This is a genomic window from Kitasatospora sp. NPDC041988, assembly GCF_055588525.1.
In genome coordinates this window covers 37,489-63,495 of the sequence record NZ_JBVJCO010000036.1, presented here as the reverse complement: position 1 = coordinate 63,495, position 26,007 = coordinate 37,489, and the positions used below count along the sequence as shown (strand labels likewise).

Below are 26,007 nucleotides of genomic sequence, written 5' to 3'. Positions count from 1 at the left end.
CTTGACCACCGCCACCGGGGCCACGTCAGCCCACCGGCACGGCGCGGGCGAACCCGCCGTCCACCATCAGCTCCGCCACCGTCTCCAGCTCCGGCGGGCTGCCGGCCAGCCGGAGCAGGAACGCGTCGAAGTCCTCGCCGCAGGGCAGCAGCAGCCGGGCGACGCGGTCCTCGGGCGCCTCGGGCGCGCCGCTGTCGCGGGCGTCGTCGTAGAGGCAGAACCAGACCGAGCCGATCCGGTCGCCGCGCACCTTGAGCGCCACGATGCCGCCCTGGGCGTAGGCGATGCCCAGGTAGTCCTTGGTGAGGTGGTCGCGCAGGCACTTGTTGGCGTAGACGACGTCCTCGGTGCCGTACTCCTCGCTCAGGGTCAGGAACGGCTGGTCGAGCAGCAGCCCGAGCTCGGGGTCGAGCGCCACGCCGACGGGGGCGCGGCCCCCGCCGAGCTTGAGGAAGGTCCGGTAGGCGCCGGGCAGCCGGTAGCCGAGGCGCTCCTCGGCTCGCTGCACGAGGTCCTCGGGCACGCCGATCGGGTCGCTGCCGTCCCTGGCGAGCGAGAAGTGCACCGGCCGGCGCTCCTGCAGCGGGCGGGTGCCGCGGCGACTGTGGTCGGCGCTGGAGGTGGCCAGGCCGCCGTGGTGCCGCAGCAGCGCCTTGACCTCGACCGGGACCAGCTCCATCCGGCGCCAGCCGGGCGCGGCCCGGCCGACCGCGTGGTGCCACGTCCAGCCGGGCGGGGTGGCGACGGCGGTCTCCAGGTCGGCCCAGAGCGGGTGGCCCTGGGTGAACTGCGCGGCGTTGGCCGAGACGTAGTCGGTCAGGCGCAGCTCGTCGACGCCGAACCCCTCCGGCGGGTCGGCGACCTCGGCCGCGGCGGCGGCGTAGGGACCGAAGTCCGGGAGGCCGTACTCGTCCACCTGGACCCCGGCCGGGTGCCGCTCCGCGCGGACCGGGTCCGGGAACTGCACCACCTGACCTGCGTACGCCGCGTTCGGTGCGGCGGTGACGCCGGGCCGACCTGTCGTCATCTGGGAGCCCCCACTGGCTGCTGCAAATACTTCGGTGCGCTTGCTGGCTACCAGCGTAGGGGGTCGGCCCGGGCCCCGGACCCCCGCCCGGGGGACGGAGCAGGATCGGGCCTCAGTCCGGGAGTGCCTTCGCGAGGGCCTCGGCGACGCGCTCCTGCTGGCCCTCGGTGATCTGCGGGTAGAGCGGCAGCGTGAGCAGCTCCCGGGCGGCCCGCTCGGCGACCGGGAACGCGCCCTCGCCGTGGCCGAGGTGACGGAACGCGGGCTGGAGGTGGACCGGCACGGGGTAGTGGATGCCCGCGCCGATGCCGGCCGCCTGCAGGGCGGCGAGCACGGCGTCCCGGTCCCGGCCGGGGCCGATCCGCACCGCGTACAGGTGCCAGACGTGCTCGTTGCCGGGCGCGGTCCGCGGCAGGGTGACGCCGTCGAGCCCGGCCAGCAGCCGGTGGTAGCGGGCGGCGGCGGCCCGGCGGGCCTCGTTCCAGGCGGGCAGCCGGCGCAGCTTGGCCCGCAGGACGACGGCCTGGAGGGCGTCCAGCCGGGAGTTGAAGCCGAACCGCTCGTGCTCGTACTTGCGGCCGGAGCCGTGGTCGCCGGTCAACCGGACGGCGGCGGCCAGGCCGTCGTCGTCAGTGACGACGGCGCCCGCGTCGCCGTACGCGCCGAGGTTCTTGCCTGGGTAGAAGCTGGTGGCCGAGATCCGGCCGTGCAGGGCGCGGCCGTCCTGCCGGGCGCCCTGGGACTGTGCGGCGTCCTCCACCACGGGCCGGTCGCCGGCCAGCTCCAGCAGTGGCGCCATCGGGGCGAGCTGCCCGTTGAGGTGGACGGGCAGCAGCGCCACCGCGCCCGGCAGGGCGTCGGCGACGCGCACCGGGTCGATCAGCAGGTGGTCGGGGTCGGCGTCGACCAGCACCGGCCGCAGTCCGGCCCGGACGACGGCCTCGGCGGTCGCGACGAAGGTGTTGGCGGGCAGCACCACACCGCCGCCGGGGGGCAGGTCGAGGGCGCGCAGGGCCAGTTCGAGGGCGTCGGTGCCGTTGGCGGCGCCGACGCAGTGCCGGGTGCCGGAGAAGGCGGCGTACTCCGCCTCGAAGCCGTCCGCCTCGGGGCCCCTGATGTAGCCACCGGTGGCGAGCACCCGGTCGAAGCCGGCCCGGACCTCGGCCTCGACCTCGGCGTGCGCGGCCTTCAGATCGACGAGCGGGACGGGCGGCTGATCGGTGGTCATCCTGGTCTCCCCCTGGGGCGTCTCGGCGGGTCTGTGCGAGGCGATCGGGCGGGCCGGTCAGCCGAGCGCGGCGCGCAGGGCGGCGGCCACCCGGTCCTGCTGCTCCTCGGTGAGCGCGTGGTGGAGCGGCAGGATCAGCGAGCGGCGGGTGAGCAGCTCGGTGGCGGGCAGCGGCACCCGGGCGGTCCCCTTGTACGGGGCCTCCAGGTGGGCGGCCATGATGCCGCGCCGGGCGGAGACGCCGGCCTCGGCGAGCCGGGTGAGCAGCTCGGTGCGGTCGGGGGCGCCGTCGGGCGGCAACACCCAGCAGGACTGGTAGTTGGTGGTGCCGTGCGCCGGGTCGGCGACCAGCCGGGCGCCGGTGCCGGCGAGCAGCTCCCGGTACCGTGCGGCGAGTTCGCGCCGCCGGGCGACCATGGCCGGCAGCTTGCGCAGCTGCACCAGGCCGATGGCGGCCTGGATGTCGGTCATCCGGTAGTTGAAGCCGATCTCGTCGTAGGTCTCCAGCAGGCTCGCGCCGCCGGCCGCGGCGTGCCGGTCGGCGGCCGAGACGCTCATGCCGTGTTCGCGCAGCCGCCGTAGCCGGGCGGCGAGTTCGCCGTCCTGGCAGGTGACCATGCCGCCCTCGCCGGTGGTGAGGAGCTTGCGCGGGTGGAAGGAGTAGGCGGCGATCGTGGCGGTGCTGCCGGCCGGGCGGCCGCGGAGGACCGAGCCGGCCCCGCAGGCGGCGTCCTCGACCACGGTGACCCCGCGCGGCTCGACGGCGGCCCGGATCGCGTCCAGGTCGACCGGGACGCCGCCCTGGTCGACGGCGATGACGGCCCTGGTCCGGCCGGTGAGCAGCGGTTCGACGGTGGCCGCGGTGAGGTTGCCGGTGGCCGGGTCGACGTCGGCGAAGACCGGGACGGCGCCGACGTAGGTGACGGCGTTGGCGGTGGCGACGAAGGAGAGCGAGGGGACGACGACCTCGTCCCCGGGCCCGATGCCGGCGCCGATCAGCGCCAGGTGCAGGGCGGTGGTGCAGGAGGAGACGGCGACGGCGTGCGGGACGCCGAGGTGCTCGGCGAAGGCCCGCTCGAACGCGGCGACCCGGGGGCCCTGGGCCACCCAGCCGGAGCGGACGGCCTCCGCGGCGGCCTCGGCCTCCTCCTCGCCGAGCCACGGCACCATCACCGGGATGTCGGGCATGACGGGGTTGTTCTCGGACACAGCTGTACTCCGAACTGCCGTGACTGCCGTGACTGCCATAACTGCCGTGCCTGCCGTGCCTGCGGTGCTGCCGTGACTGCCGTGGCCGGACAGACGAGGGGGACTACTGCTCGCGCCACCAGGCGACCAGCCTGCGCAGGCCGTCGTCGAGGCCCAGTTCGGGCTTCCAGCCGAGGTCGCGCTCGGCGGCGGTGATGTCCGCCAGCCGCCGGACCACGCCTCCGGCGGTGCCCCGGGCGGGCCCGTGCTCGACGTCCAGGTCGAGGCGGTCCATCGCGGCGAGCAGCGCGTCGGCCAGGCCGCGCAGCGAGACCTCGGTGGAGCTGGCGATGTTGTAGACCTGGTCGGTGACGGGCGCGGCGGCGGCCAGCAGGTTGGCCCGGGCGATGTCCTCGGTGTAGACGAAGTCCATGGTCTGCGCGCCGTCGCCGAAGATCAGCGGCGGTCGCCCGGCGGCGATCCGCTCCATCCAGCGGATGAACACCTCGGTGTACTTGCCGTGCACGTCCATCCGAGGCCCGTACACGTTGAAGTACCGCAGCGCGACGTAGTCCAGCCCGGACATGGCGTGGAAGGAGCGCAGCAGGCCCTCGTTGAAGACCTTGGCGGCCCCGTACAGGGTGTCGTTGTTGTAGGGGTGCTGGGTCTCGGGGGTGGGGAAGGTGTCGGCGAGGCCGTAGACGGAGGCGGTGGAGGAGGCGATCACCTTGCCGACGCCCACCTCGGCGGCGGCCTCGACCACGTCGAAGGTGCCGTCCACCATGATCTCCAGGGCCAGCCGGGGCTCGGTGGCGCACTGGGTGATCCGGATCGCGGCCAGGTGGAAGAGCAGGTCGGTGCCCGGGTCCAGCAGGTCGCGCAGCAGCGCGCGGTCGCGGATGTCGCCGTCCACCACCCGCAGCTGCCCGGGCGTGGCGATCTCTTGGGCGTTCGCCAGGTTGGCCGTCCGGCCGCGGACGAAGTTGTCGAGCACGACCACCTCGCGGGCGCCCGCCTCGATCAGCTGGTCGACCACGGTGGAGCCGATGGTGCCGGCCCCGCCCGTGACCAGGCAGCGGGAGCCTTCGATCTGTACAGCGTTCACCGCGCGGCGGACCTTTCCTGAGCGTCTTCCAGGGCGTCGGACAATCGGTCGATCGTCACTGCGTCGTCCAGGCCGGCACCCACCGGGACGGTGGCGCCGCCGAGTTCGAGGCTGAGCGAGGCCGCCTCCAGCAGTTGCAGCACGCGAAGCCCGGCCCGCCCGTCGGTGAGCGGCGCCCGGCCCTCGGTGATGGCGGCGGCGAACTCGGCCATCACGTTGCGCAGCGCCTCCTGCTCGACCAGGGCGGGCGCGACCATCTCGCCGACCCGGTAGGAGATCAGCGCCTGGTGGCGGATCGCGTCGGTCAGTTCGTCGGGCGGGGTGAGGTCCACGCCGCGGTCGTGGACCGCGAGCCGGGCCTGCGGGTTGAGGTCGTCCCAGACCAGGGTGCGCCGCGAGCCGCCGATCAGCGTGGTGCGGACCTTGGTCGGGGAGAGCCAGTTGACGTGGCAGTGCGCCAGCGCGCCGTTGCTCAGCCGGACGGTCAGGTAGGCGACGCAGGCCCGGCCGGCGCCGATCGGGTCGGCGCCCTGGGCGGAGACCCCGACCGGTTCGACGCCCGGCGGCAGCACGAAGTCGAGGATGGACAGGTCGTGCGGGGCGAGGTCCCAGAGCACGTCGACGTCCGGCTGGACCAGCCCGAGGTTGATCCGCACCGAGTCGAAGAACTGGACGTCGCCGATCTCCCCGCCGTGCACCAGCTCGCGGATCCGGCGCACCACCGGGGTGTAGCAGAAGGTGTGGTCGCACATCAGCACCAGCCCGCGCTCCTCGGCGAGCGCCACCAGTTCGGCGGCCTCCGCGGCGGAGGTGGTGATCGGCTTCTCCACCAGGACGTGCTTGCCCGCCTCCAGCGCGGCCCGCACCAGCCGGTAGTGCGCCGCGGCGGGCGTGGCCACGGCGACCGCGCCGACCCGCTCGTCGGCGAGCACCTGCTCGAACGAGGTGGTGGACCGGACGGTGCTGTACTCCCCCAGCACCCGGCGGGACCGGCTCTCGTCCAGGTCGCAGAGCCAGTGCAGGCGCAGCGCCGGCGTCTGCTGCGCGTTGCGGACCAGGTTCGGGCCCCAGTAGCCGGCCCCGACCACGGCGATCCCGACCGGGTGCGCGGGCGCGGGCTGCGGCGGCACACCCGGCGTGGGCACGTGCTCGCCGGGTGCCTCGTTGGCGGTTTCCGTCTCCGTCATCGCAAGACCCCCCTTGCTTGTCGGCTTGGCCTCCGGAGCACTCGGGTCCGTGGGCCTCAACGGCCAGTGCGGGCAAAGGAGTTGTCATGCCCTGCCGGAAACCCCCCTCCGGCCGGCCGTCCCCTTGGCCCACTGCTGGAACGCTACCGGCCGCCACCGCCGGCCGGGGGCGGATTCGGGAAACCCGGGGACGAGTCGTGACGATGGCGTGCGGATCCGGCCGACATCACGTGCCCGCCCGGCCTGCCGCCGGGACCGATCGTCCGCCCTCGCACCCCGGTTGTACGAATGTCGGTGACATTTGACAGGCTTGCCCCGGGCCGGCCCCTGCCGGCCGTGCCGTCAGCGGGAAGAGGAGGAGGACGACCCATGACCACCGGGGAACCGGCCGGACCGCCCCTGCTGCGCCACCACCGCGACAGCCTGCTGCCCGCCGTCGCCGCCGCCCTGTCACTGAAGGGCGGCGAGGTGCACACGCTGGCCGGCGACAAGCCCGCCCGGCGTCCGGTGCTGCACCCGCTGGTCGGCGACTTCCTGGACGCGCTGCCACCGGAGCACCGCGAGCGGTTCACCGGCCGCTGCCCGGAGGCCGTCCTGCTCTCCCAGTACCTGACCACGGTGGACGCCAGACGCTCCAAGCGCGCCTCCCGCAAGCCGATGAGCGTGCAGGACGCCCGCAAGGCGCTCAAGGGCTCCCGGCTGACCACCGTCCGGATCCGCGAGGAGCACGACCCGGCGCACGGCACCCACGCCCCGCCCTGCCGCTCCTGCGTCCCGCTGCTGGAGCACTTCACCGTGCAGAGCGTCGCCGTCGGACCGCGCTGACCGCACCGGCCGGCCCCGCACCCCCGTACGCCCCCTGTCCCCGAGCCACCGGAGCCCGTCCTGAACCCGACCAGCCCGCCCCCGCCCCCGCCGAGCACGCTCGGCGGGCCCGCCCTCCGGACCCGCCCGCGCTTCCCGGCCGACGTCGCCGCCGAGCTGAAGACGGCCGGCTGGCACCCCGGCCGCTGGGAGATCCGGCAGGCCGAGGAGTGGGCCGACACCCTGATGGGGTACGGCACCCCGGCCGGCGTCCAGCACACGGTGTTCCCGGCGGCGGTGGAGGCCTGGGCCGAGTTCGGCGGCCTCGCCTTCGACCTGGCCGGTCCCGGGCGGCAGCTGGCCCGCACGCCGTTCCTGGTCGACCCGCTCCGCGGGCTGCACCAGCCGCGCACCCTGGCCGACCTCGGCCGCGCCCTGGACACCCGGCTCGCCCCGCTCGGCGAGGAGGCGTACGGGCAGGCACTGCTCGCCGTCGACGAGGAGGGCCGGGTCTACAGCCTCGACCACACGGGAGAGTGGTTCCTCGGCCACGGCATCGACCAGGCGATCACCTCGCTGGTCCTCGGCACCGCGCCCGAGCGGCTGCGCACCGCCGACGAGACGTAGCGGGCAGGAGCCGCCCCGGGCAGGGCAGGGCAGCCGCTTCCCAGCCCGGGGCAGCCGCGCCTCAGGCCAGCCGGTCGGCGCGGACCGCCAGCCGGGACGGCAGCACCGCCTCCACCCGGAACCCGCCGTCCCGCTCGGGACCGGCCGAGAAGGTGCCGCCCAGCGCGACCACCCGCTCGCGCATCCCGACCAGCCCGTTACCCCCGCTGGGCAGCGCCGCCGCGCCGCGCTCGCCGTCCGGGCAGGCGTTCACCACGCTCACCCGCACACCGTTGGGCGCGTACGCCAGCAGGACGGAGACCTCCGCGCCGCCGGCGTGTTTGTGCGCGTTGGTCAGGCCCTCCTGCACCACCCGGTACGCGGTCTGCTCGGCCTCGGTGGTGAACTCCTGGCGGCCGCCGCTGACGGTCAGGGTGACGGCCATCCCGGCGGCCCGGGACTGGTCGACCAGCCGGGGCAGCCCGGTCAGCGAGTCCGGCTCCGGCGCGGTCTCGTCCGACATCCGCAGCACCCCGAGGATCTCGCGCAGCTCGTTCAGCGCCTGCCGGCCGACCTCGCCCATCAGCTTGGCGCTCTGCGCCGCCTTCTGCGGGTCCTTGGCCACGATCCGCTCCAGCGCCCCGGCGTGCACCACCATCAGCGACACCCGGTGCGCCACCACGTCGTGCATCTCCCTGGCGATCCTGGTCCGCTCCTCCAGCCGGGCCCGGCGGGCGCGCTCGCGGGCCTGCTCGGCCAGCAGGTCCAGCTCGGTCTCCAGGCCGTGGGCGCGGTCCTTGAGCGACTCGATCAGCCGCCGCCGCGCGCCCATGTAGAGGCCGGTCACCACCGGCGGCACGGTGAGGCCGACGGCCACCAGCACCGACAGCAGCACCTGACCCCAGAGCGGCGGCTGTTCCACCGTCGTGTCGGAGGGCGTCAGCATCTGCACCAGCATCACGGCCACCGCCTCGGCGAAGGCCAGCGCCGACAGCGCCACCACCCGACGGCGCCGGGTCGGCCACTCCCAGGTCTCCGCCAGCGTGTACAGCGACACCACCAGCAGCACCACGCCGAGCATCCCGGGCATCGCGAGCAGCGCCACCAGCAGCGGCACCGCCGGCCAGCGCCGCCGCAGCACCAGGCTGGCCCCGGCCAGCGCGCCGAACAGCGCGACCCCGACGATCGCGAGCGCCCCCAGGTGGACCCGGGGCGCCAGGAAGGCGACCGCGCTCGCCGCGCACTCCAGAGCCGCCAGCGCGGCCAGCCCGATGTCCAGGAGAGCGCTGCGGCGCCGCTCCCACCACCAGAACGACCGGTCCTGCGCGCGCTCCCCAGGCGACTTGCTCATAACCACACAGCCTAAGCGCGAACCCCCTCCCCTCCCCACCCGGTTCCGTTCCGACACCCTTTCGAGTGGCCAAGTGGTCCAGACCACATGCCGAGACTGTGATCTTGTCCGCCATCCGGCCACCTCGCGGACACCACCCCTCCCGACACCTATGCTGGTCGCGTCGGACAGCGCGGTCCGCACGCGTCACCCGCGCCACACGCGCGCGGAACTGTGGCGATGAGCCGTTGCCGAACCCCACCACCACAGGGAGCCAGCCGTGACCGCTCCGGTCCCCACCCCGGCGGACAGCCCAAGCCGTGTCGGCGCAGCCGGCGCCGATGCTGACAACACCGCCCTGCGCGCGGACATCCGCCGCCTCGGCGATCTGCTCGGCGAGACGCTGGTCCGCCAGGAGGGCCCCCAGCTCCTGGGCCTGGTCGAACAGGTCCGGCTGCTCAGCCGGACCGACGGCGAGGCCACCGCCGAGCTGCTCTCCGACATCGACCTGGAGACCGCCGCCAAGCTGGTCCGCGCCTTCTCCACCTACTTCCACCTCGCCAACGTCACCGAACAGGTGCACCGCGGCCGTGAGTTCGCCACCCGCCGGGCCCGCGAGGGCTCGCTGCTCGCCCAGACCGCCGACCAGCTGGCCGAGGCCGACCCCAAGCACCTCGCGGACACCCTGGCCCACCTGGCCGTCCGCCCGGTCTTCACGGCCCACCCCACCGAGGCCGCCCGCCGCAGCGTCCTCAACAAGCTCCGCCGGATCGGCGAACTCCTCGACCGGATCCACCGCGACCAGCTCGCCTCCGGCCTCGCCGAGGCGAACCCGGCCCGCACCTCGCCCGCCCGTACCCCGGCCACCACCCCCGACCGGGCCGCTGCGCGGCGCACCTCCCTTCAGCGCCAGGCCGACCGCCGGCTCGCCGAGGTCATCGACCTGCTCTGGCAGACCGACGAGCTGCGGATCGCCCGCCCGGAGCCCACCGACGAGGCCCGCAACGCCGTCTACTACCTGGACGAGCTCTACCGCGAGGCCGTCCCGGAAGTCCTGGAGGAGCTGCACGAGGAGCTCGCCCGGGTCGGCCTCACCCTGCCCGACGGCGTCCGCCCGCTCACCTTCGGCACCTGGATCGGCGGCGACCGCGACGGCAACCCCAACGTCACCCCGCAGGTCACCTGGGACGTCCTCAACCTCCAGCACGAGTACGGCATCAAGGACGCCCTTGCCGCCGTCGACGACCTGCGAGGCTCCCTCTCCACCTCCGAGCGGCTGGCCGGCGCCTCGGTCGAGCTGCTCGCCTCGCTCAACACCGACCTGCACCTGCTCCCCGAACTCAGCCCGCGCTACAAGCGGATGAACGCGGAGGAGCCCTACCGCCTCAAGGCCACCTGCGTCCGGCTCAAGCTGGAGAACACCCGCGAGCGGCTCGCCCACGGCACCCCGCACGTCGCCGGCCGCGACTACCTGGGCACCCGCGAGCTCATCGCCGACCTCCGGCTCGTCCAGGACTCGCTGCGCGCCCACCGCGGCGAGCTGATCGCCGACGGCCGCCTCGCCCGCGCCATCCGCACCATCGAGGCGTTCGGCCTCCAGCTCGCCACCATGGACGTCCGCGAGCACGCCGAGGCCCACCACCACGCGCTCGGCCAGCTCTTCGACCGCCTCGGCGAGGAGGCCTGGCGCTACGCCGACATGCCCCGCGAGTACCGGCAGAAGCTGCTCGCCAAGGAGCTCCGCTCGCGCCGGCCCCTCGCCCCCACCCCGGCCCCGCTGGACGCCGCCGGCACCAAGACCCTCGGCGTCTTCAACACCATCCGCGAGGGCTTCGAGCGGTTCGGCGACGAGATCGTCGAGAGCTACATCATCTCGATGTGCCAGGGCGCCGACGACGTCTTCGCCGCCACCGTCCTCGCCCGCGAGGCCGGCCTGATCGACCTGCACGCCGGCATCGCCACGATCGGCATCGTCCCGCTGCTGGAGACCACCGACGAACTCCAGGAGGCCGACCGCATCCTGGACGAGATGCTCTCCGACCCCTCCTACCGGCTGCTCGTCTCGCTCCGCGGCGACGTCCAGGAGGTCATGCTCGGCTACTCCGACTCCTCCAAGTTCGGCGGCATCACCACCTCCCAGTGGGAGATCCACCGCGCCCAGCGCCGGCTGCGCGACGTCGCCCACCGCTACGGCATCCGGCTGCGCCTCTTCCACGGCCGCGGCGGCACCGTCGGCCGCGGCGGCGGCCCCTCGCACGAGGCCATCCTGGCCCAGCCCTGGGGCACCCTGGAGGGCGAGATCAAGGTCACCGAGCAGGGCGAGGTCATCTCCGACAAGTACCTGCTGCCCTCGCTGGCCCGGGAGAACCTCGAACTGACCATCTCGGCCACCCTCTCCGCCTCCGCGCTGCACACCGCCCCGCGCCAGGCCCCCGAGGAGCTGGCCCGCTGGGACGCCGCGATGGACCAGGTCTCCGAGGCCGCCCACACCGCGTACCGGGCCCTGGTCGAGCAGGAGGACCTGCCGAAGTACTTCTTCGCCGCCACCCCGGTCGACCAGCTCGCCTCGCTGCACCTGGGCTCCCGCCCGTCCCGCCGCCCCGACTCCGGCGCCGGCCTGGACGGCCTGCGGGCCATCCCGTGGGTGTTCGGCTGGACCCAGTCCCGCCAGATCGTCCCCGGCTGGTACGGCGTCGGCTCCGGCCTCGCCGCCGCCCGCGAAGCCGGCCTCGGCGACGTGCTGGACGAGATGTACGGCCAGTGGCACTTCTTCCAGAACTTCCTGTCCAACGTCGCCATGACGCTGGCCAAGACCGACCTGCGGATCGCCCGCCACTACGTCGAGCAGCTGGTGCCGGCCGAGCTGCACCACATCTTCGACCAGATCACCGCCGAGCACGACCGCACCCTGCGCGAGGTGCTCCGGCTCACCGGCGAGACCGAGCTGCTGGAGCACAACCCGGTGCTCAAGCAGACCTTCACCGTCCGCGACGCCTACCTCGACCCGATCTCCTACCTCCAGGTGGCGCTGCTGCGCCGCCAGCGCGAGGAGGCCGCCACCGGCCGGCACGAGGACCCGCTGCGCGCCCGCGCGCTGCTGCTGACCGTCAACGGCATCGCCGCCGGCCTGCGCAACACCGGCTGATCCCGGCCGCCGCACGCAGAAGGGGCCGGCGGCGGGCAACACGCCCGCCGCCGGCCCCTTCGGCATCTCAGGACGAGGACGCACCGGCCGACGGCAACGGATGAAATTCGTTCGGAACAAAGGAGCGGGGCCGGTGCCCGGACCTCCGGACACCGGCCCCGCCGGGCACCTCGTGCGTCACTCCCCCAGATCGCCCGCGCGCCGGCGCTTCACCCACAGGGCCGCGCCGCCCGCCGCCACGACCAGGCCGCCGCCGACGGCCAGCAGGCCCGCGTCACCGCCGACCGAGCCACCCAGCACCGGGCTGAACTGCGCCGCCGCGGGTTCCGAGGACACCACGCCCGGATCGGGATCCGCCACCGACTCGGCGTGCGCCACGCCGCCGCCGGAGAGCAGCACCCCGGCCGCTCCCAGCGCACCGGCCGTACCCACTCGTCGTCCGAGCTGCTTCAGCCTGACCACCCGGACCCGGCGAAGGCGCCGGACCGGCCGAAAACTCCGCATCGAGAACTCCCCAGGACCCGTTCGCGTACTGGCCCGACGCTATCGGATCCCGCACGTGATTCTCACGCCCGTTCAGGTTTGGAGGGCCAAGCGTTGTACGACCGTTGCGTACCCACCGGGTTTCTGACGATCGGTCACCGACTCAGGAGTTGTACGTCCCCTGGGCCCGCTCCAGACCCTCCGTCAGCAGCGCCTCCACCGCGTCCGCCGACCGGTCCACGAACCAGTCCAGCTCCTTGCGCTCGGCGCCGGAGAAGTCCTTCAGGACGAAGTCCGCGACCTCCATCCGGCCCGGCGGGCGGCCGATCCCGCAGCGCACCCGGTGGTAGTCCGGGCCCAGCGACTTGGTGATCGACTTCAGCCCGTTGTGGCCGTTGTCCCCGCCGCCCAGCTTCAGCCGCAGCGTCGCGTAGTCGATGTCCAGCTCGTCGTGGACCGCCACCAGGGCCGAGGCCGGCGCCTTGTAGAAGTCCCGCAGCGCCGTCACCGGGCCGCCGGAGAGGTTCATGAACGACATCGGCTTGGCCAGCACCACCCGCCGGCCCGCCAGCCGGCCCTCGGCGACCTGGGCCCGGCTCTTGTGCGCCTTGAACTTCGCGCCCATCCGCTGCGCCAGCAGGTCCACCACCATGAACCCGATGTTGTGCCGGTTCCGGGCGTACTGCTCGCCCGGGTTGCCCAGCCCCACCACCAGCCAGGGCCCCTCGTACACGTCGTCGCTCATGCGCCCGCCTCGCTCCGCTCCGCGAGGGCATTCGCCCACGCGCGCCTCTCGATGGTTCGCTCGCTCCGCTCGCTCATCCCACCGCTCCTCGTGGTCATGTTCACCGTCATCATCCCGGACATGCCGCTGCCCCGGCCGCTCCAGCACGGGAGCGACCGGGGCAGCGGTCAGGCTGTGCGAGAGGCTCAGGCCTCGGCGCCGGCCTCGGCGGCCTCGGCAGCCTCGGCGTCCGCGTCGGCCTGCGACGCCTGGGCGCCGATGACCTGCAGCACGACGGTGTCGGCCTCGACGGCCAGCGTGGTGCCCTTGGGCAGCTCGATGTCACCGGCGGTGATCGAGGCACCGGCCTCCAGGCCCTCGACCGAGACGGTCACGGACTCGGGCAGGTGGGTGGCCTCGGCCTCGATCGGCAGGGCGTTGAGGACGTGCTCCAGCAGGTTGCCGCCGGGGGCCAGCTCGCCCTCGGTGTGCACCGGGATCTCGACGGTGACCTTCTCGCCGCGCTTCACGAGCAGCAGGTCGACGTGCTCGATGGTGCGCTTGATGGCCTCACGCTGGACGGCCTTCGGCAGGACGTACTCGTCCTTGCCCTCGATCGGGACGACCAGCAGGGCGTTCGGGGTCTTGAGGGCCATCATCAGGTCGTGGCTCGGCAGGTTCAGGTGAACCGGGGCGTGGCCGTGGCCGTAGACGACACCGGGGACGAAGCCGGCACGGCGGGCGCGACGGGCGGCACCCTTGCCGAACTCGGAACGGGTCTCAGCGGCAAGGCGGATCTCGGACACGACTGCACTCCTCGTGAAAAATGGCGCGGGGGTGCAGGCAACGCGAAAAACCGCCGGGACCACACCCTCAGTACGTTCGGGGGTCACTCGGCGGCGTACGACCTCTGCCGACAGCCGAAAATCCGGCACCGGCAGCGCGTCGATCACGGAGCGAGCACCCGTCAAGCAGGCACACGGCATCCCTCGCCGAGCAGTTTCACGAGTCTAACCGCACTGGTGGCCTCTCGCGAAATCGGCGGCGGCCCCGGCCCTTCCGGGACCGGGGCCGCCTGCGCGGGGCTTCGTCAGTGCACGCCCTCGAAGAGGCTGGTGACCGAGCCGTCCTCGAACACCTCGCGGATCGCGGCCGCGATCGACGGGGCGATCGACAGCGTGGTGATCTTGTCGAGCTGCAGCTCGGCCGGGGTCGGCAGCGTGTTGGTGAACACGAACTCGCTGACCCGGGAGTTCTTCAGGCGGTCGGCCGCCGGGCCGGAGAGCACGCCGTGGGTGGCGGCCACGATGACGTCCGCCGCGCCGTTCTCGAACAGCGCGTCGGCCGCGGCGCAGATGGTGCCCGCGGTGTCGATCATGTCGTCGACCAGGACGCAGACCCGGCCCTTGACGTCACCGACCACCTCGGCGGAGAGGATGGTGTTGGCCTGCGTCATGTCGCGGCGCTTGTGGATGATCGCCAGCGGCGCACCCAGGCGGTCCGACCACTGGTCGGCGACCTTCACCCGGCCGGCGTCCGGCGAGACGATGGTCAGCCGGTCGCGGTCGACCTTCTCGCCCAGGTAGTCCGCCAGCAGCGGCAGCGCGAACAGGTGGTCGACCGGGCCGTCGAAGAAGCCCTGGATCTGCGCGGTGTGCAGGTCCACCGCCATCAGGCGGTCGGCACCGGCCTGCCGCAGCAGGTCCGCGATCAGGCGGGCCGAGATCGGCTCGCGGCCCAGGTGCTTCTTGTCCTGGCGGGCGTAGCCGTAGAACGGCAGGATCGCGGTGATGCTCCGGGCCGAGGCCCGCTTCAGAGCATCGATCATGATCAGCTGTTCCATGATCCACTGGTTGATGGGAGCCGTGTGGCTCTGCATCACGAAGCAGTCCGCACCGCGGGCCGAATCCAGGAAGCGGACGTAGATCTCTCCGTTGGCGAAGTCCAGGGCCTTGGTCGGAACCAGCTCGGTCCCGAGCGACTCGGCCACCTCCCTCGCCAGCTCAGGGTGGGCACGGCCGGAGAAGAGCTTCAGTTTCTTCTCACCCGACGTCGTGATCCCGCTCACTGCACCGTCTCCTCGCGTTGCTGACGCTGAACCCGTCCGCACCGCAGGCAGGCGCGAGCCCGCTGGCGATAGGGGTCGGGGGAATGTCGGTACGCCTGGACACGGGCGGTAAGCCCAGTGGCGCACGTATGTCCCCAAGGTTACGCGCCCGCGCAGAAACCGTCCGCCCCGGGACCGCCCCTCGGACTCCCGCCCCGCCCCGTCAGGCCTCCGCAGCCTCTTCCGACGCGGCAGCCGCGGCCTGGGCCGATGTGGTCCCGGGGCGCTTGCGCTCCACCCAGCCCGCGATGTTGCGCTGCTGCGCCCGGGCCACGCCCAGTGCGCCGGGCGGCACGTCCGAGGAGATCACCGAGCCGGCCGCGGTGTAGGCGCCATCACCGACGGTGACCGGAGCGATGAACATGTTGTCGGATCCGGTCCGGCAGTGCGCCCCGATCACGGTGCGGTGCTTGTTCACCCCGTCGTAGTTCACCGTGACGGAGGCCGCACCGACGTTGGTGCCCTCACCGATGGTGGCGTCGCCGATGTAGGAGAGGTGCGGCACCTTGGCGCCCTCGCCCAGCTCCGAGTTCTTCACCTCGACGTAGGTGCCGACCTTCGCCTTGCGGGCCAGCTTCGCCCCCGGCCGCAGGTAGGCGTACGGGCCGGCGGTGGCGAGGTCGCCCACCTCGGCGCGGTCCGCCGTGGTGTTGCTCACACGGGCGCCGGCGCCGATCCGGGTGTCCTTCAGGGTCGAGTTCGGGCCCACCTCGCAGCCCTCGCCCAGGTGGGTGAGGCCCTGCAGCTGGGTGCCCGGCAGCACCACCGCGTCCGGCTCGTACGACACCTGCACGTCGATCCAGGTGGTCGCCGGGTCCACCACGGTGACGCCCGCGCGCATCGCCCGCTCCAGCAGGCGGTCGTTCAGCAGCCGCCGGGCCTGCGCCAGCTGCACCCGGTCGTTGATGCCCAGGATGTCCCGGTAGTCCGCGGCCACCACGGCGCCGACCCGGTGGCCCGCGGTCCGCAGGATCTCCAGGGTGTCGGTGAGGTACTCCTCGCCCTGCACGTTGTCGGTGGTCACCCGGGAGAGCGCCTCGGCCAGCAGCTTGGCGTCGAAGGCGAAGACCCCGGAGTTGATCTCGGCGATCGCCCGCTGGGCGTCCGAGGCGTCCTTCTCCTCGACGATCGCCGCGACCGCGCCGTCCGCCCCGTCCCGCAGGATCCGGCCGTAGCCGAACGGGTCCGGCACCACGGCCGTCAGCACGGTGACGCCGTTGCCCTGCTCGGCGTGGGCCCCGGCGAGCGCGGCCAGCGTCGCCCCGGTCAGCAGCGGCGCGTCCCCGGTGGTGACGATCACCGTGCCGTCCAGCTCCACCCCGTCCGCGGCCAGCGCCTCCAGCGCCGTCCGCACGGCGTGCCCGGTGCCCTTCTGCTCCTCCTGCACCACGGCCCGCGCCGCCGGGTGGTGCGCCGCCAGGTGCTCCTGCACCTTCTCGCGCATGTGCCCGACCACCACGACCAGCTGCTGCGGAGTCAACTCCTCGGCCGCCGCCACCGCATGACCCACCAGTGACCGCCCGCACACCTCGTGCAGCACCTTGGGCAGGCTGTTCGACTTCATCCGGGTCCCGCCACCGGCGGCAAGCACGACAACGGCGGCAGGCGAATTGGCACTCACGGGTGGAGGCTCCTCAGTCGGTTCACAGAGAGGGCAGTGCAGCCCGGCCAGGACACAGGCCGGTCGCCTTCGCACAGTCCGCCGAGCAGCCCCGACAATACCGGCGGTCGGGTGAAAGGCCCGAAAATCGGGCGCCCGTTGGCTCCGCCGCTAGGATTCGAACCCAGACAAAGGCCTCCAAAGGGCCCTGTGCTGCCATTACACCACGGCGGATCGATCATCAACTCGCAGCGCCCCGGGCGCTGCGACACAGACTACGGGTTGCGGCCGCGGACCTCCACCACCATTGCGCCCCCGTTGCGCGACCGGCCCCGCCCGCACGGATCCGGGCCCCCGCCCGCCCAGTCGGGTGAATTCACTCAAGTGACCCCGGCGGCGTATTCCCCGGACAACCGGGCACAACCTACGATGCCGTAGGTTACGCCAACGTAGCCTCCGCCCCCTCCCCCAAGGGACGCCCATGACCATCCAGGCCGGCGAGGCGCGCGCCGACACCGCGCACTCCATCGATCCCGCCCCGACGCAGTTGTCCGCCACCCGTGGCGGCGAGAAGCAGGGGCTCGCCGAGCGGGTCGCGCTCGGGCTGTTCATCGCCGTACCGTTCGCCGCGCTGCTGGCCGCCGTTCCGGCGGCCTGGGGGTGGGGGCTGGGGTGGACGGACCTCGCGATCGCCGCCGCCATGTACTTCCTCACCTGCCACGGCATCACGGTCGGCTACCACCGCTACTTCACCCACGGCGCCTTCAAGGCCAACCGGGCCCTGCGGGTCGCCCTCGCCATCGCCGGGTCGCTGGCGATCGAGGGGCCGCTGGTGCGCTGGGTGGCCGACCACCGCAAGCACCACCGGTACAGCGACAAGGACGGCGACCCGCACTCGCCCTGGCGCTACGGCGAGACCGTCCCGGCGCTGCTCAAGGGCCTCTGGTGGGCGCACATGGGGTGGCTCTTCGACGAGGAGCAGACCCCGCAGCTGAAGTACGCGCCCGACCTGGTGCGCGACCCGGCCATAAGAGCGGTCTCCCGGCTGTTCTGGCTCTGGACGACGCTCTCGATGCTGCTGCCGCCGCTGGTCGGCGGGCTGGTCACGCTCTCCTGGCAGGGCGCGCTCTCCGCGTTCTTCTGGGGCTCGCTGGTCCGGGTGGCACTGCTGCACCACGTCACCTGGTCGATCAACTCGATCTGCCACGCGGTGGGCGCGCACCCGTTCCGCTCCCGCGACCGCTCCGGCAACGTCTGGTGGCTGGCCGTGCTCTCCTGCGGCGAGTCCTGGCACAACCTGCACCACGCGGACCCGACCTCGGCCCGGCACGGTGTGCTGCGCGGACAGATCGACTCCTCGGCCCGGCTGATCCGCTGGTTCGAGCTGGCCGGCTGGGCCCGGGACGTCCGCTGGCCGGACGCACAGCGGATCGCCGCCCGCCGCGCCGCATGAGGGCGCACCTGCAGCATGATGTAGGGGTGAACGGGAGCAGCGCAGACAGCACAGGCGGCCACGAGAGCGCGCGGACGGAGGCCGTGCCCGATGCGGCGCAGACCCGTCCGCGTGCGGCCGCCCCGGCGGGTGCGGCTGCGCCGGCGGGCCGCCGCCGGGCCGGCCGGGTGCGGATGACCGGGAAGCAACGGCGGGAGCAACTGCTGGAGATCGGCCGGTCGGTGTTCGCCGAGCGCGGCTACGACGGCACGTCGGTGGAGGAGATCGCCGAACGGGCCGGGGTGTCCAAGCCGGTGGTGTACGAGCACTTCGGGGGCAAGGAGGGGCTGTACGCGGTGGTGGTGGACCGCGAGATGCAGCTGCTGCTGGACATGGTGACGGGGGCGCTGACCGGCGGGCACTCGCGGGAGCTGCTGGAGCAGGCGGCGTTCGCGCTCATGGACTACATCGACACGTCGACGGACGGTTTCAAGATCCTCGTCCGGGACTCCCCGGTGGCCCAGTCGACCGGCACCTTCGCCTCGCTGATCAGCGACATCGCGACGCAGGTGGAGGACATCCTGGGCCTGGAGTTCAAGGCGCGGGGCTTCGACGCGCGCCTGGCCCCGATGTACTCGCAGATGCTGGTGGGGATGGTCGCGCTGACCGGCCAGTGGTGGCTGGAGGTGCGCAAGCCGCAGAAGGCCGAGGTGGCCGCCCACCTGGTCAACCTGGCCTGGCACGGCCTGGAGGGGATGGAGCGGCACCCGAAGCTGGTCGGCGAGCGGAAGGCCTAACGCCTGGCCCCGACGGCGAAGATCCGCCGGAACGGGAACACGGTGCCGTGCGGTCCGGCCGGGTAGGCCTCGCGGAGCAGGGCGCCGTACTCGGCGAGGAAGGCCTCGCGGTCGGCTGGGTCGGTGAGCCGGGTGAGGACGGGCCGCAGCGCGGTGCCCTTGACCCACTCCAGTACCGGGTCGGGGCCGGTGAGCAGGGTGCTGTAGGTCGTCTCCCAGACGTCGGCGGTGCAGCCGGCGTCGGCGAGGGCCTGGAGGTACTCGCCCGGCCGGTGGACGCCGGCCCGGGTGGCGTCGTCGCCGACGGCCTCGCGCCAGCGGGTGCTGCGGCGCAGTTCGGCGAGCACGGTGTGGCTGGGCGAGTCGAAGTTGCCGGGCACCTGGAAGGCGATCACCCCGCCGGGTTCGAGCGCCGCGGCCCAGCGCGGCAGCAGTCCGAGGTGACCCGGGAGCCACTGCAGGGTCGCGTTGGAGACGATCAGGTCCGGCGCCGCCTCGGCCGGGTCGTACGTGCCCGCGTCGGCGAGCAGGTAGTCGGCGGTGGGCTCGCCGGTGGCGCGGGCGGTGGCGAGCATCTCGGCGGAGTTGTCGATGCCGGTGATCCGGGCCTCGGGCCAGCGCTCGCGCAGGACGGCGGTGGAGTTGCCGGGGCCGCAGCCGATGTCGAGGACGGTGGCGGCGGGCTGGTGCGGGACACCGGGGACGCGGGCGAGCAGGTCGCGCAGCGGGCGGGTCCGTTCGTCAGCGAAGCGCAGGTACTGCTCCGGGTCCCAGACGGGGGTGGTCATGACGGGCCTCACAAGTATCTCGACGTCAAGATATCCAGTGCGGCTTCCACATTACATTTCTCGACGTCAAGAGACTTCACATCGACACATCCCCCGATACACTGATCGTCATGGAGGACGAGGTCGACCGCCTGGTCGCAGCATGGCGCCGAGAGCGCCCCGACCTCGACGTGGAACCACTTGAGGTGCTCAGCCGGGTCAGCCGTCTCGCCCGGCACCTCGACCGCGCCCGCCGGACGGCCTTCGCCGAGCACGGCCTGGAGCCCTGGGAGTTCGACGTGCTGACCGCCCTTCGGCGGGCCGGCTCCCCGTACCAGCTCTCCCCCGGTCAGTTGCTCACCCAGACCCTGGTCACCTCCGGCACGATGACCAACCGGATCGACCGGCTCACCGGCAAGGGCCTGGTCAAGCGCCTGCCCGACCCGGACGACCGGCGCGGTGTGCTGGTCCGGCTCACCGAGGACGGCCGCGACCGCGCCGACCAGGCGCTCGCCGGGCTGCTCGCGCACGAGCGCGAGCTGCTCGCCCAGCTCACCGGCGCCCAGCAGGGCGAGCTCGCCGGGCTGCTGCGGCAGCTGGTCGCCCCCTTCGACAACATCCCTGGCTGAGCCGCAGGGCCCTACGGCGCTCCTAGAACCCGTCCGGGTAGGGGGCGCTGAGCGCGGGCACCGGCGCCGGCTCCGCCTCCGCGGTCCGGTAGCCCGGCAGCAGCTCCGCCAGGCGGCGCCGCACCTCCTCGTCGCTGTTGCCCGCCGCCGCCTCGTACAGACCGGTCAGCCCGCCCGCCAGGTCCTCCGGGCCGGCGGCGGACTCGGCCACCGTGGCGTAGATCCGGGCGTGCGCGGTGGGCAGCCGTTCCTCGCCCTCCGAGAAGAGCGCCTCGTTCAGCTTCTCCCCGGCCCGCAGGCCGGTGTAGCGGATCTCCACCTCGTCCCGGCCGAGCTGCACCTGCTCGGCGAAGTTGTGCACCAGGTCGACGATGCGCACCGGGTCACCCATGTCCAGCACGAACACCTCGCCGCCGTGCGCCATCCGGCCGGCTTCCAGCACCAGCCCGACGGCCTCCTCGATGGTCATGAAGAAGCGCGTCACGTCCGGGTGGGTGATGGTCACCGGGCTACCGCTGCGCAGCTGCTCGGCCAGCACCGAGAGCAGCGAGCCGCGCGAGCCCAGCACGTTGCCGAAGCGGACCGCCGAGAACACCCCCGTGCCGAGGTTCCGCGCGTCCCGGGCGTTGGCCTGCACGATCAGCTCGGCCAGCCGCTTGCTGGCGCCGAGCACGGACGTCGGGTCGGCCGCCTTGTCGGTGGAGATCAGGACGAACCGCTCGACGCCGGTGGCCAGCGCGGCCTCCACCAGGTGGTCGGTGCCCAGCACGTTGGACTTGACCGCCTCGCTGGGGTGACGCTCCAACAGCGGCAGGTGCTTGTGGGCGGCGGCGTGGAAGACCACCTCGGGCTTGAGGTCACGGAAGATCTGCTGGATCCGCGGGCGGTCCCGGATGTCGGCGATCACCAGCGAGTCGTCGGTGAGCAGCGCCTCGCCCCAGATCTCCAGCTGGAGCCGGTGCAGGTTGGACTCGTCGTGGTCCAGCATGTAGAGCGCGCTCGGGTTGAACGCGTGGACCTGGCGGCAGAGTTCACTGCCGATCGAGCCGCCGGCGCCGGTCACCAGCACCCGCCGGCCCTCGATCACGTCCCGGACGTCGGCGGAGACCACATGCACCTCGTGCCGGCCGATCAGCCGGTTGACGTCGAGGCTGCGCATGTCCGAGCCGACCACCTCGCGGCGCAGTGCGGCCAGGAAGGACGGCAGGTAGCGCACGGCGGCACCGGCCGCCGCGGCGGCGGTGGCCAGGGCGCGGACGCGCTGCGGGGCGAGGCCGGGGATGGCCAGCGCGACCACCTGGGCGTGGTGCCGGACGGCCAGTCCGGTGAGCTCGGCGAGGGTGCCGAGGACGGGGACGCCGTCCACGGACCGGCCGGCCTTGGCCGGGTCGTCGTCGAGCAGGCCAATCGGGGCGAGGCCGAAGTCGGGCGTCCGGCCGAGGTCCCGGACCAGGGCGGTGCCGGCCGCGCCGGCGCCGACCACCAGGGTGCGCAGGCCCGTCGGCGGTGCGCCCCGACCCGCTCCCGGGCTGTCCTGGGCTGTGTGCGGGCGTGCGGAAGTGCTGTGCGGCGACATCTGTCCTCCGGTTTTCCCTGACCTGACGGAACTGAGCCGGTACCTGGGTGCTACGGGCGGATCAGCCGGCGCCGGGAGCTCTGGTCGTGGCGACGGACGGCGTGGCTGCGGGCGCGGCCGGTTCGGACGGGCTGATGCCCGCCCGGCGCGCGACCGCGACGGCGGCCAGGGTGGAGTGCACCCCGAGCTTGCCGAGGACGTTCTGCATGTGGGTGCGCACGGTGTGCGGGGAGAGGTAGAGGCGCTCGGCGACGGCCTGCCGGCCGAAGCCGGCGACCATACAGCGCAGGATCTGCTTCTCGCGGGGGGTGAGCGTGTCGACCAGGCGCTCGCTCTCGGTGCGGTCCCGCCGGGCGGTGGTGAACTCCCGGATGACGCCGGTGAGCAGCGCGGGCGGCAGGTGTGTCTCGTCGCGCAGGACGCCGCGGACCACGGCCAGCAGGCGGGCCAGTGAACTCTCCTTGGCCACCCAGCCGGTGGCGCCGGCGTGCAGCGCGCGGGCGGCGCGGTGGGCGTCGTCGGCGGTGGCCAGGACGACCGCCCGCAGCGCGGGGTGGTTGCGGCGGACCCGGGCGAGCAGGGTGATGCCGTCGGGGGCCGGTGCGGCGCCGTGCTGCGGCCCGGCCGGGTGCGCGGGTGCCGGGTGTGTGGCTGCCGGGTGCAGGACTGACGGGTGTGTGGCCGACGGGTACGGAGCCGCTGCGGGCGGGGCCTGCGCAGGAACGGCACCCGGGACGGGAGCCGTGGCCGGTCGGCGGGGTGCGGGCACGATGGCCGGCGGGCGGCGGCGGACGGCGTCCAGCGGGTCGGCGGCCGGCCGAGCCGGCCTGCGGGCCCCCGCGGCGGAGTCGGCACCGAGGTCGGCGTCGATCAGGATCACGTCGAAGGCGCGGCCCTCGACGGCGGCGCGTTCCAGCGCGCGCTCGGCGGCGGCCGCACTGCCGGCCGCGCCGACCTCCACATCGGGCTCGGCGGCGAGCGCCGCGGCCAGCGCCTCGGCGAAGATCCGGTGGTCGTCGACCACCAGGACGCGGATCCGCCCCATCGTCACTCCCCCCTGCTCAGGCCGGGCCGGGCCCGGGGCGACAACCCGGCCCACCACCTTGACCTGGGCACTCGTCCGCCGCCCACCCCCCGGTTGCCGGGAGGACCTAAGGCGCCGACCCCCACCGGTACCGAAATCAGCGTACGGGGTGGGGGGCGGCTCGGTGGGGGTTTGGTGAAGTTTCGTCAGGAGGTGCGTACTTGGCGCGACTTGGTGCTCTCGGCGCCGCCGTCCGGGGCCCGGCGGGAGAGCAGCAGCGCGGGCAGCAGGGCGAGCGCGAGCAGGGCGACGGCCCAGCCGTAGGTGTCCCGGAAGGCGTCCGCGAGGCCGGGGGCGAGCGCGGCCCGCGCGGCACCGTCCAGGGCGTGCACGGCGGCCAGGCCCCCGCCCGCCTCCCCGCCACCGACCGCGGCGGGCAGCCGGTCGGCCATCGCCCCGGTGAGCAGGAGGGACATCAGGGCGGTGCCGACCGAACCGGAGACCTGCTGGACGATGGTGACCAGGGTGGTGGCGGCCGGGACCTCGGCCGGGGCGACGCTGCGGGTGGCGGCCGCCATGGCCGGCATCAGCGTCATGCCGATGCCCGTCCCCGTCACCACCAGGGCGGCGATCAGGTGCCAGTACGGGGTGTCGGCGCCGACCTGGACGGTGAACCCGAGGAAGCCGGCGGCGGCCACGGCGGTGCCGGCGAGCACGATCCGACCGGGGGCGAAGCGGTCGGAGAGCCGGCCGGAGAGCTGCATGGTGATGCCGGTGGCGAGGGCCTGCGGGATGCCGAGCAGGCCGACGTCGGTGGCGCTCTGGCCGCGCACCAGCTGGTAGTAGAGCGGCAGCAGCAGCATCGAGCCGAAGTAGCCGCAGCCGAACAGGGCGATGGTGGCGGCGGGCCCGGCGAAGGCGCGCCGGCCCAGCAGCCGCAGGTCGATCAGCGGCTCGCCCGTGGTCAGCGCCCGGGCGACGAACCCGGCGACGAGGGCCGCGCCGGCCAGGGTGGGCAGCAGGCTGCCGGCGGCGCCGGGGTGTCCGTGCTCGGCGCCCAGGCCGTAGATCAGCGCGGCCAGGCCGGGGGAGAGCATCAGCAGGCCGGGCAGGTCCAGCCGGCGCCGGGCGGCACCGCCGCCGTCGCGGGGCAGCAGCCGGGCGGCGAGGGCGAGGGCCAGCGCGCCGATCGGCAGGTTGACCAGGAAGACCCAGCGCCAGGAGGCCTCGTCGACCAGCCAGCCGCCGAGGACCGGACCGGCCAGCGGGCCGATCAGGACGGGGATGCCGAGCACGCTCATGGTGCGGCCGGTGCGGGCCGGGTCGGAGGCGCGGACCAGGACGGTCATCCCGACCGGCATCACCATTCCGCCGCCCAGGCCCTGAAGCACCCGGAAGGCGATCAGCGAGGGGGCGTCCCAGGCGGCGCCGGCCAGCACCGAGCCGAGCACGAACAGGGAGAGGGCGGTCAGGTAGAGGTGGCGGGTGCCGAACCGTCCGATCGCCCAGGCGGTGACCGGTGTGACGGTGGCGAGCGCCAGGGTGTAGCCGGTGGCGACCCACTGGATCGTGGCCAGCGGGGCGTGGAAGTCCCCCGCGAGGCGATTGAGGGCGACGTTGACGATCGTGGTGTCGAGGACGGTCATCAGCGAGCCGAGGACGACGACGGCGGCGACGGCCGCGGTGCGCGGGCCGGGTGCGGCGGCTTCCGGCCTGCCGGCCCGCGCGGTGGTGGCCGGCGCGGTGGTGGTGCTCATCTTCGTTCCCCCCGGCCGCGGTTCAGACGCCGTAGGGGCGGGCGGTGCGGGCGTCCCGGAGCGCGTGCGCCCACCAGGTGAGCTGGTCGAGCATGCCCTTGGTGGCACCGTTCGGGATGGTCGGGTCGACCGGGTCGCCGTCCTGGCCGAAGAGGCCCCAGACGTTGTGGAAGCTGACGCTGTCCCGGACGGTCACGGCGTGCAGTTCGGCGAAGACCAGCCGGAGCTGCTCGACCGCGCGCAGCCCGCCGCCGAGGCCGCCGTAGGAGACGAAGCCGACCGGCTTGGCCCGCCACTCGGCGCCGTGCAGGTCGATCGCGTTCTTGAGGGCGGCCGGGAAGCTGTGGTTGTACTCCGGGGTGATCACCACGAAGGCGTCGGCGGCGGCCAGCCGGGGCGAGAGCGCGGCGTGCCGCTCGGCCTGCTCGGCGGTGGGCTCCTCGCCCACGTGGGCCAGCGGGTGCTCGGCCAGGTCGATGACGTCGAGGTCGAGGTCGGCGCGCTGCCCGGCGGTGCGGACGAACCAGTCGGCGACGGTGGGCGCGAAGCGGCCCTGGCGGGTGCTCGCGATGATGACGGCGAGGCGGAACGGGGTCGCGGACATGGCTGTCTCCAGGGATGCGCTGCTGTTGGCCACCGCCCGTTCGGACGGCACATCAGGTAAAGTACAACGTGTATGGCAACAAGTACAACGGTGACTGCAACTTTTCGAAGGAACCTCAATGAAGGAGCCTCAGTGACCAGTCGGCACGAAACGCCGGACCGGCCCCGCCGGGGGCTGGCCGAGAAGCGCCAGGCCATCACCCGGGCCGCCCGCACGGTCTTCGGCCGGGACGGCTACACCCGCGCCAGCATCGACGCCATCGCGGCGGAGGCCGGGGTGTCCACCCGCACCATCTACAACCACTTCGCGGGCAAGGAACTGCTCTTCCAGACCGTGGTCCAGGAGAGTTCGGCAGAGGTCGGCGACGCCCAGCTGGACATCATCGAGCGCCGGCTCGGGAAGGTCACCGACCTGGAGGCGGACCTCATCGCGTTCGCACTGGCCTGGGTGACCCCGCTGACCGAGTTCGCGGACCACTTCGGACTGGTCCGCCAGATCAACGCCGAGGCCCGGCACCTGCCGAAGGCCGCCCTGGACGCGTGGCAGGAGGCCGGACCGCGCCGGGTGTTCGCCGCGCTCGGGCGCCGGTTCGCCGAGCTGGCCGAGGAAGGATGGCTGGAGGCGCCCGACCCCGGGCGGGCCGCCTCGCACTTCGTGCTGCTGACCGCGACAGAGGTGACCCAGCGTTCGTACTGGGGCGCGCACCCGCTCGCCCAGCCGGAAACGGAGGAGATCGTCATCGCCGGTGTGCGGACCTTCCTGCGCGCCTATGCGGGGACCCGCCGGTGATGTCGCGCCACTGAGCACGTCAGGGCGCCGCCAGGTGCCGCAGGACCGGGCGCTTCAGGACCGGGCGTTTCACGACCGAGCGCCCCAGGACCGGGTGC

The 26,007-nt window shown here is 73.5% G+C and carries 23 protein-coding genes and 1 tRNA gene; 7 read left to right on the top strand and 17 right to left on the bottom strand.

The features are described 5' to 3' along the window. Positions 1-25 precede the first annotated feature (25 nt). From ACZ6NC_RS30025 to ACZ6NC_RS30005, 5 genes are all read right to left on the bottom strand, one after another. Complete coding sequence (locus tag ACZ6NC_RS30025; protein ID WP_465736951.1) at positions 26-1,027, bottom strand: HNH endonuclease; 1,002 nt, start codon at positions 1,025-1,027, stop codon at positions 26-28. A gap of 112 nt (positions 1,028-1,139) precedes the next feature. Next, positions 1,140-2,255: a DegT/DnrJ/EryC1/StrS family aminotransferase gene (locus ACZ6NC_RS30020; RefSeq protein WP_465736949.1), complete on the bottom strand. Its 1,116-nt coding sequence runs from the start codon at positions 2,253-2,255 to the stop codon at positions 1,140-1,142. Positions 2,256-2,312: 57 nt separating this feature from the next. Further along, on the bottom strand, positions 2,313-3,464 hold the full coding sequence (locus tag ACZ6NC_RS30015) for a DegT/DnrJ/EryC1/StrS family aminotransferase (protein WP_465736947.1): 1,152 nt from the start codon (positions 3,462-3,464) through the stop codon (positions 2,313-2,315). A 103-nt stretch (positions 3,465-3,567) separates the two neighbouring features. Beyond that, the gene (locus tag ACZ6NC_RS30010; RefSeq protein WP_465736945.1) at positions 3,568-4,548 is read right to left on the bottom strand and encodes an NAD-dependent epimerase/dehydratase family protein; all 981 of its coding nucleotides are present in this window, start codon (positions 4,546-4,548) and stop codon (positions 3,568-3,570) included. Then, positions 4,545-5,735: a Gfo/Idh/MocA family protein gene (locus ACZ6NC_RS30005; RefSeq protein ID WP_465736943.1), complete on the bottom strand. Its 1,191-nt coding sequence runs from the start codon at positions 5,733-5,735 to the stop codon at positions 4,545-4,547. The genes ACZ6NC_RS30010 and ACZ6NC_RS30005 overlap by 4 nt, the downstream gene beginning before the upstream one ends. A gap of 369 nt (positions 5,736-6,104) precedes the next feature. On the opposite strand from ACZ6NC_RS30005, the gene ACZ6NC_RS30000 reads away from it, so the two are divergent. Beyond that, positions 6,105-6,560, top strand: a complete 456-nt coding sequence (locus ACZ6NC_RS30000; protein WP_465736941.1) for a YwqJ-related putative deaminase — start codon at positions 6,105-6,107, stop codon at positions 6,558-6,560. Positions 6,561-6,620: 60 nt separating this feature from the next. Then, on the top strand, positions 6,621-7,166 hold the full coding sequence (locus ACZ6NC_RS29995) for an SUKH-3 domain-containing protein (RefSeq protein WP_465737001.1): 546 nt from the start codon (positions 6,621-6,623) through the stop codon (positions 7,164-7,166). A gap of 61 nt (positions 7,167-7,227) precedes the next feature. On the opposite strand, the gene ACZ6NC_RS29990 is transcribed toward ACZ6NC_RS29995, so the two are convergent. Further along, positions 7,228-8,496, bottom strand: coding sequence for a sensor histidine kinase (locus ACZ6NC_RS29990; protein WP_465736939.1), 1,269 nt, complete (start codon positions 8,494-8,496; stop codon positions 7,228-7,230). A 259-nt stretch (positions 8,497-8,755) separates the two neighbouring features. Here ACZ6NC_RS29990 and ppc point away from each other — a divergent pair, with 259 nt between their 5' ends. After that, on the top strand, positions 8,756-11,620 hold the full coding sequence (gene ppc, locus ACZ6NC_RS29985; protein WP_465736937.1) for a phosphoenolpyruvate carboxylase: 2,865 nt from the start codon (positions 8,756-8,758) through the stop codon (positions 11,618-11,620). A 177-nt stretch (positions 11,621-11,797) separates the two neighbouring features. Here ppc and ACZ6NC_RS29980 read toward each other — a convergent pair whose 3' ends face one another. From ACZ6NC_RS29980 to ACZ6NC_RS29955, 6 genes are all read right to left on the bottom strand, one after another. Continuing rightward, entirely contained in the window at positions 11,798-12,124 is a 327-nt protein-coding gene (locus tag ACZ6NC_RS29980; protein ID WP_465736935.1) for a hypothetical protein, read from the bottom strand. A 142-nt stretch (positions 12,125-12,266) separates the two neighbouring features. Then, a complete protein-coding gene (pth, locus tag ACZ6NC_RS29975) occupies positions 12,267-12,848 on the bottom strand; it encodes an aminoacyl-tRNA hydrolase (RefSeq protein ID WP_465736933.1) in 582 nt (193 codons plus the stop codon). 185 nt (positions 12,849-13,033) lie between these two features. Then, positions 13,034-13,633, bottom strand: coding sequence for a 50S ribosomal protein L25/general stress protein Ctc (locus ACZ6NC_RS29970; RefSeq protein ID WP_465736931.1), 600 nt, complete (start codon positions 13,631-13,633; stop codon positions 13,034-13,036). Positions 13,634-13,917: 284 nt separating this feature from the next. After that, positions 13,918-14,895, bottom strand: coding sequence for a ribose-phosphate diphosphokinase (locus tag ACZ6NC_RS29965; protein WP_465736929.1), 978 nt, complete (start codon positions 14,893-14,895; stop codon positions 13,918-13,920). Positions 14,896-15,097: 202 nt separating this feature from the next. Continuing rightward, positions 15,098-16,555 (bottom strand): bifunctional UDP-N-acetylglucosamine diphosphorylase/glucosamine-1-phosphate N-acetyltransferase GlmU, encoded by a 1,458-nt coding sequence (gene glmU / locus ACZ6NC_RS29960; RefSeq protein WP_465736927.1) that lies wholly within the window; start codon positions 16,553-16,555, stop codon positions 15,098-15,100. Between the two features lie 139 nt (positions 16,556-16,694). Then, positions 16,695-16,768 (bottom strand) — tRNA-Gln (locus tag ACZ6NC_RS29955). 247 nt (positions 16,769-17,015) lie between these two features. On the opposite strand from ACZ6NC_RS29955, the gene ACZ6NC_RS29950 reads away from it, so the two are divergent. After that, positions 17,016-17,987, top strand: coding sequence for an acyl-CoA desaturase (locus tag ACZ6NC_RS29950; protein WP_465736925.1), 972 nt, complete (start codon positions 17,016-17,018; stop codon positions 17,985-17,987). Between the two features lie 167 nt (positions 17,988-18,154). Further along, positions 18,155-18,763 carry a TetR/AcrR family transcriptional regulator gene (locus tag ACZ6NC_RS29945; RefSeq protein WP_465737000.1) on the top strand — a complete coding sequence of 203 codons (609 nt, stop codon included), beginning with the start codon at positions 18,155-18,157 and terminating at the stop codon, positions 18,761-18,763. On the opposite strand, the gene ACZ6NC_RS29940 is transcribed toward ACZ6NC_RS29945, so the two are convergent. Beyond that, positions 18,760-19,551, bottom strand: coding sequence for a trans-aconitate 2-methyltransferase (locus ACZ6NC_RS29940; RefSeq protein ID WP_465736923.1), 792 nt, complete (start codon positions 19,549-19,551; stop codon positions 18,760-18,762). The genes ACZ6NC_RS29945 and ACZ6NC_RS29940 overlap by 4 nt on opposite strands. 110 nt (positions 19,552-19,661) lie before the next feature. Between ACZ6NC_RS29940 and ACZ6NC_RS29935 the strand changes: the two genes are divergently transcribed. Then, positions 19,662-20,159 carry a MarR family winged helix-turn-helix transcriptional regulator gene (locus ACZ6NC_RS29935; RefSeq protein WP_209417545.1) on the top strand — a complete coding sequence of 166 codons (498 nt, stop codon included), beginning with the start codon at positions 19,662-19,664 and terminating at the stop codon, positions 20,157-20,159. A gap of 22 nt (positions 20,160-20,181) precedes the next feature. On the opposite strand, the gene ACZ6NC_RS29930 is transcribed toward ACZ6NC_RS29935, so the two are convergent. The 4 genes from ACZ6NC_RS29930 to ACZ6NC_RS29915 all read right to left on the bottom strand — a co-directional run bounded on the left by ACZ6NC_RS29930 (position 20,182) and on the right by ACZ6NC_RS29915 (position 25,120). Then, positions 20,182-21,735, bottom strand: a complete 1,554-nt coding sequence (locus ACZ6NC_RS29930; RefSeq protein WP_465736921.1) for a polysaccharide biosynthesis protein — start codon at positions 21,733-21,735, stop codon at positions 20,182-20,184. Between the two features lie 61 nt (positions 21,736-21,796). Then, positions 21,797-22,780 (bottom strand): LuxR C-terminal-related transcriptional regulator, encoded by a 984-nt coding sequence (locus ACZ6NC_RS29925; protein ID WP_465736919.1) that lies wholly within the window; start codon positions 22,778-22,780, stop codon positions 21,797-21,799. A gap of 185 nt (positions 22,781-22,965) precedes the next feature. Further along, on the bottom strand, positions 22,966-24,516 hold the full coding sequence (locus ACZ6NC_RS29920) for a DHA2 family efflux MFS transporter permease subunit (protein ID WP_465736917.1): 1,551 nt from the start codon (positions 24,514-24,516) through the stop codon (positions 22,966-22,968). Between the two features lie 22 nt (positions 24,517-24,538). After that, positions 24,539-25,120 carry an NADPH-dependent FMN reductase gene (locus tag ACZ6NC_RS29915; protein ID WP_465736915.1) on the bottom strand — a complete coding sequence of 194 codons (582 nt, stop codon included), beginning with the start codon at positions 25,118-25,120 and terminating at the stop codon, positions 24,539-24,541. Between the two features lie 132 nt (positions 25,121-25,252). On the opposite strand from ACZ6NC_RS29915, the gene ACZ6NC_RS29910 reads away from it, so the two are divergent. Continuing rightward, complete coding sequence (locus ACZ6NC_RS29910) at positions 25,253-25,909, top strand: TetR/AcrR family transcriptional regulator (protein WP_465736913.1); 657 nt, start codon at positions 25,253-25,255, stop codon at positions 25,907-25,909. Positions 25,910-26,007 lie beyond the last annotated feature (98 nt).

Excerpts from the sequence above, each read along its gene's own strand:
- ACZ6NC_RS30025 (WP_465736951.1), bottom strand. The coding sequence starts at position 1,027 with ATGACGACAGGTCGGCCCGGCGTCACCGCCGCACCGAACGCGGCGTAC.
- ACZ6NC_RS30020 (WP_465736949.1), bottom strand. The coding sequence starts at position 2,255 with ATGACCACCGATCAGCCGCCCGTCCCGCTCGTCGATCTGAAGGCCGCG.
- ACZ6NC_RS30005 (WP_465736943.1), bottom strand. The coding sequence starts at position 5,735 with ATGACGGAGACGGAAACCGCCAACGAGGCACCCGGCGAGCACGTGCCC.
- ACZ6NC_RS30000 (WP_465736941.1), top strand. The coding sequence starts at position 6,105 with ATGACCACCGGGGAACCGGCCGGACCGCCCCTGCTGCGCCACCACCGC.
- ACZ6NC_RS29990 (WP_465736939.1), bottom strand. The coding sequence starts at position 8,496 with ATGAGCAAGTCGCCTGGGGAGCGCGCGCAGGACCGGTCGTTCTGGTGG.
- ACZ6NC_RS29980 (WP_465736935.1), bottom strand. The coding sequence starts at position 12,124 with ATGCGGAGTTTTCGGCCGGTCCGGCGCCTTCGCCGGGTCCGGGTGGTC.
- pth (WP_465736933.1), bottom strand. The coding sequence starts at position 12,848 with ATGAGCGACGACGTGTACGAGGGGCCCTGGCTGGTGGTGGGGCTGGGC.
- ACZ6NC_RS29950 (WP_465736925.1), top strand. The coding sequence starts at position 17,016 with ATGACCATCCAGGCCGGCGAGGCGCGCGCCGACACCGCGCACTCCATC.
- ACZ6NC_RS29940 (WP_465736923.1), bottom strand. The coding sequence starts at position 19,551 with ATGACCACCCCCGTCTGGGACCCGGAGCAGTACCTGCGCTTCGCTGAC.
- ACZ6NC_RS29935 (WP_209417545.1), top strand. The coding sequence starts at position 19,662 with ATGGAGGACGAGGTCGACCGCCTGGTCGCAGCATGGCGCCGAGAGCGC.
- ACZ6NC_RS29930 (WP_465736921.1), bottom strand. The coding sequence starts at position 21,735 with ATGTCGCCGCACAGCACTTCCGCACGCCCGCACACAGCCCAGGACAGC.
- ACZ6NC_RS29925 (WP_465736919.1), bottom strand. The coding sequence starts at position 22,780 with ATGGGGCGGATCCGCGTCCTGGTGGTCGACGACCACCGGATCTTCGCC.
- ACZ6NC_RS29920 (WP_465736917.1), bottom strand. The coding sequence starts at position 24,516 with ATGAGCACCACCACCGCGCCGGCCACCACCGCGCGGGCCGGCAGGCCG.
- ACZ6NC_RS29915 (WP_465736915.1), bottom strand. The coding sequence starts at position 25,120 with ATGTCCGCGACCCCGTTCCGCCTCGCCGTCATCATCGCGAGCACCCGC.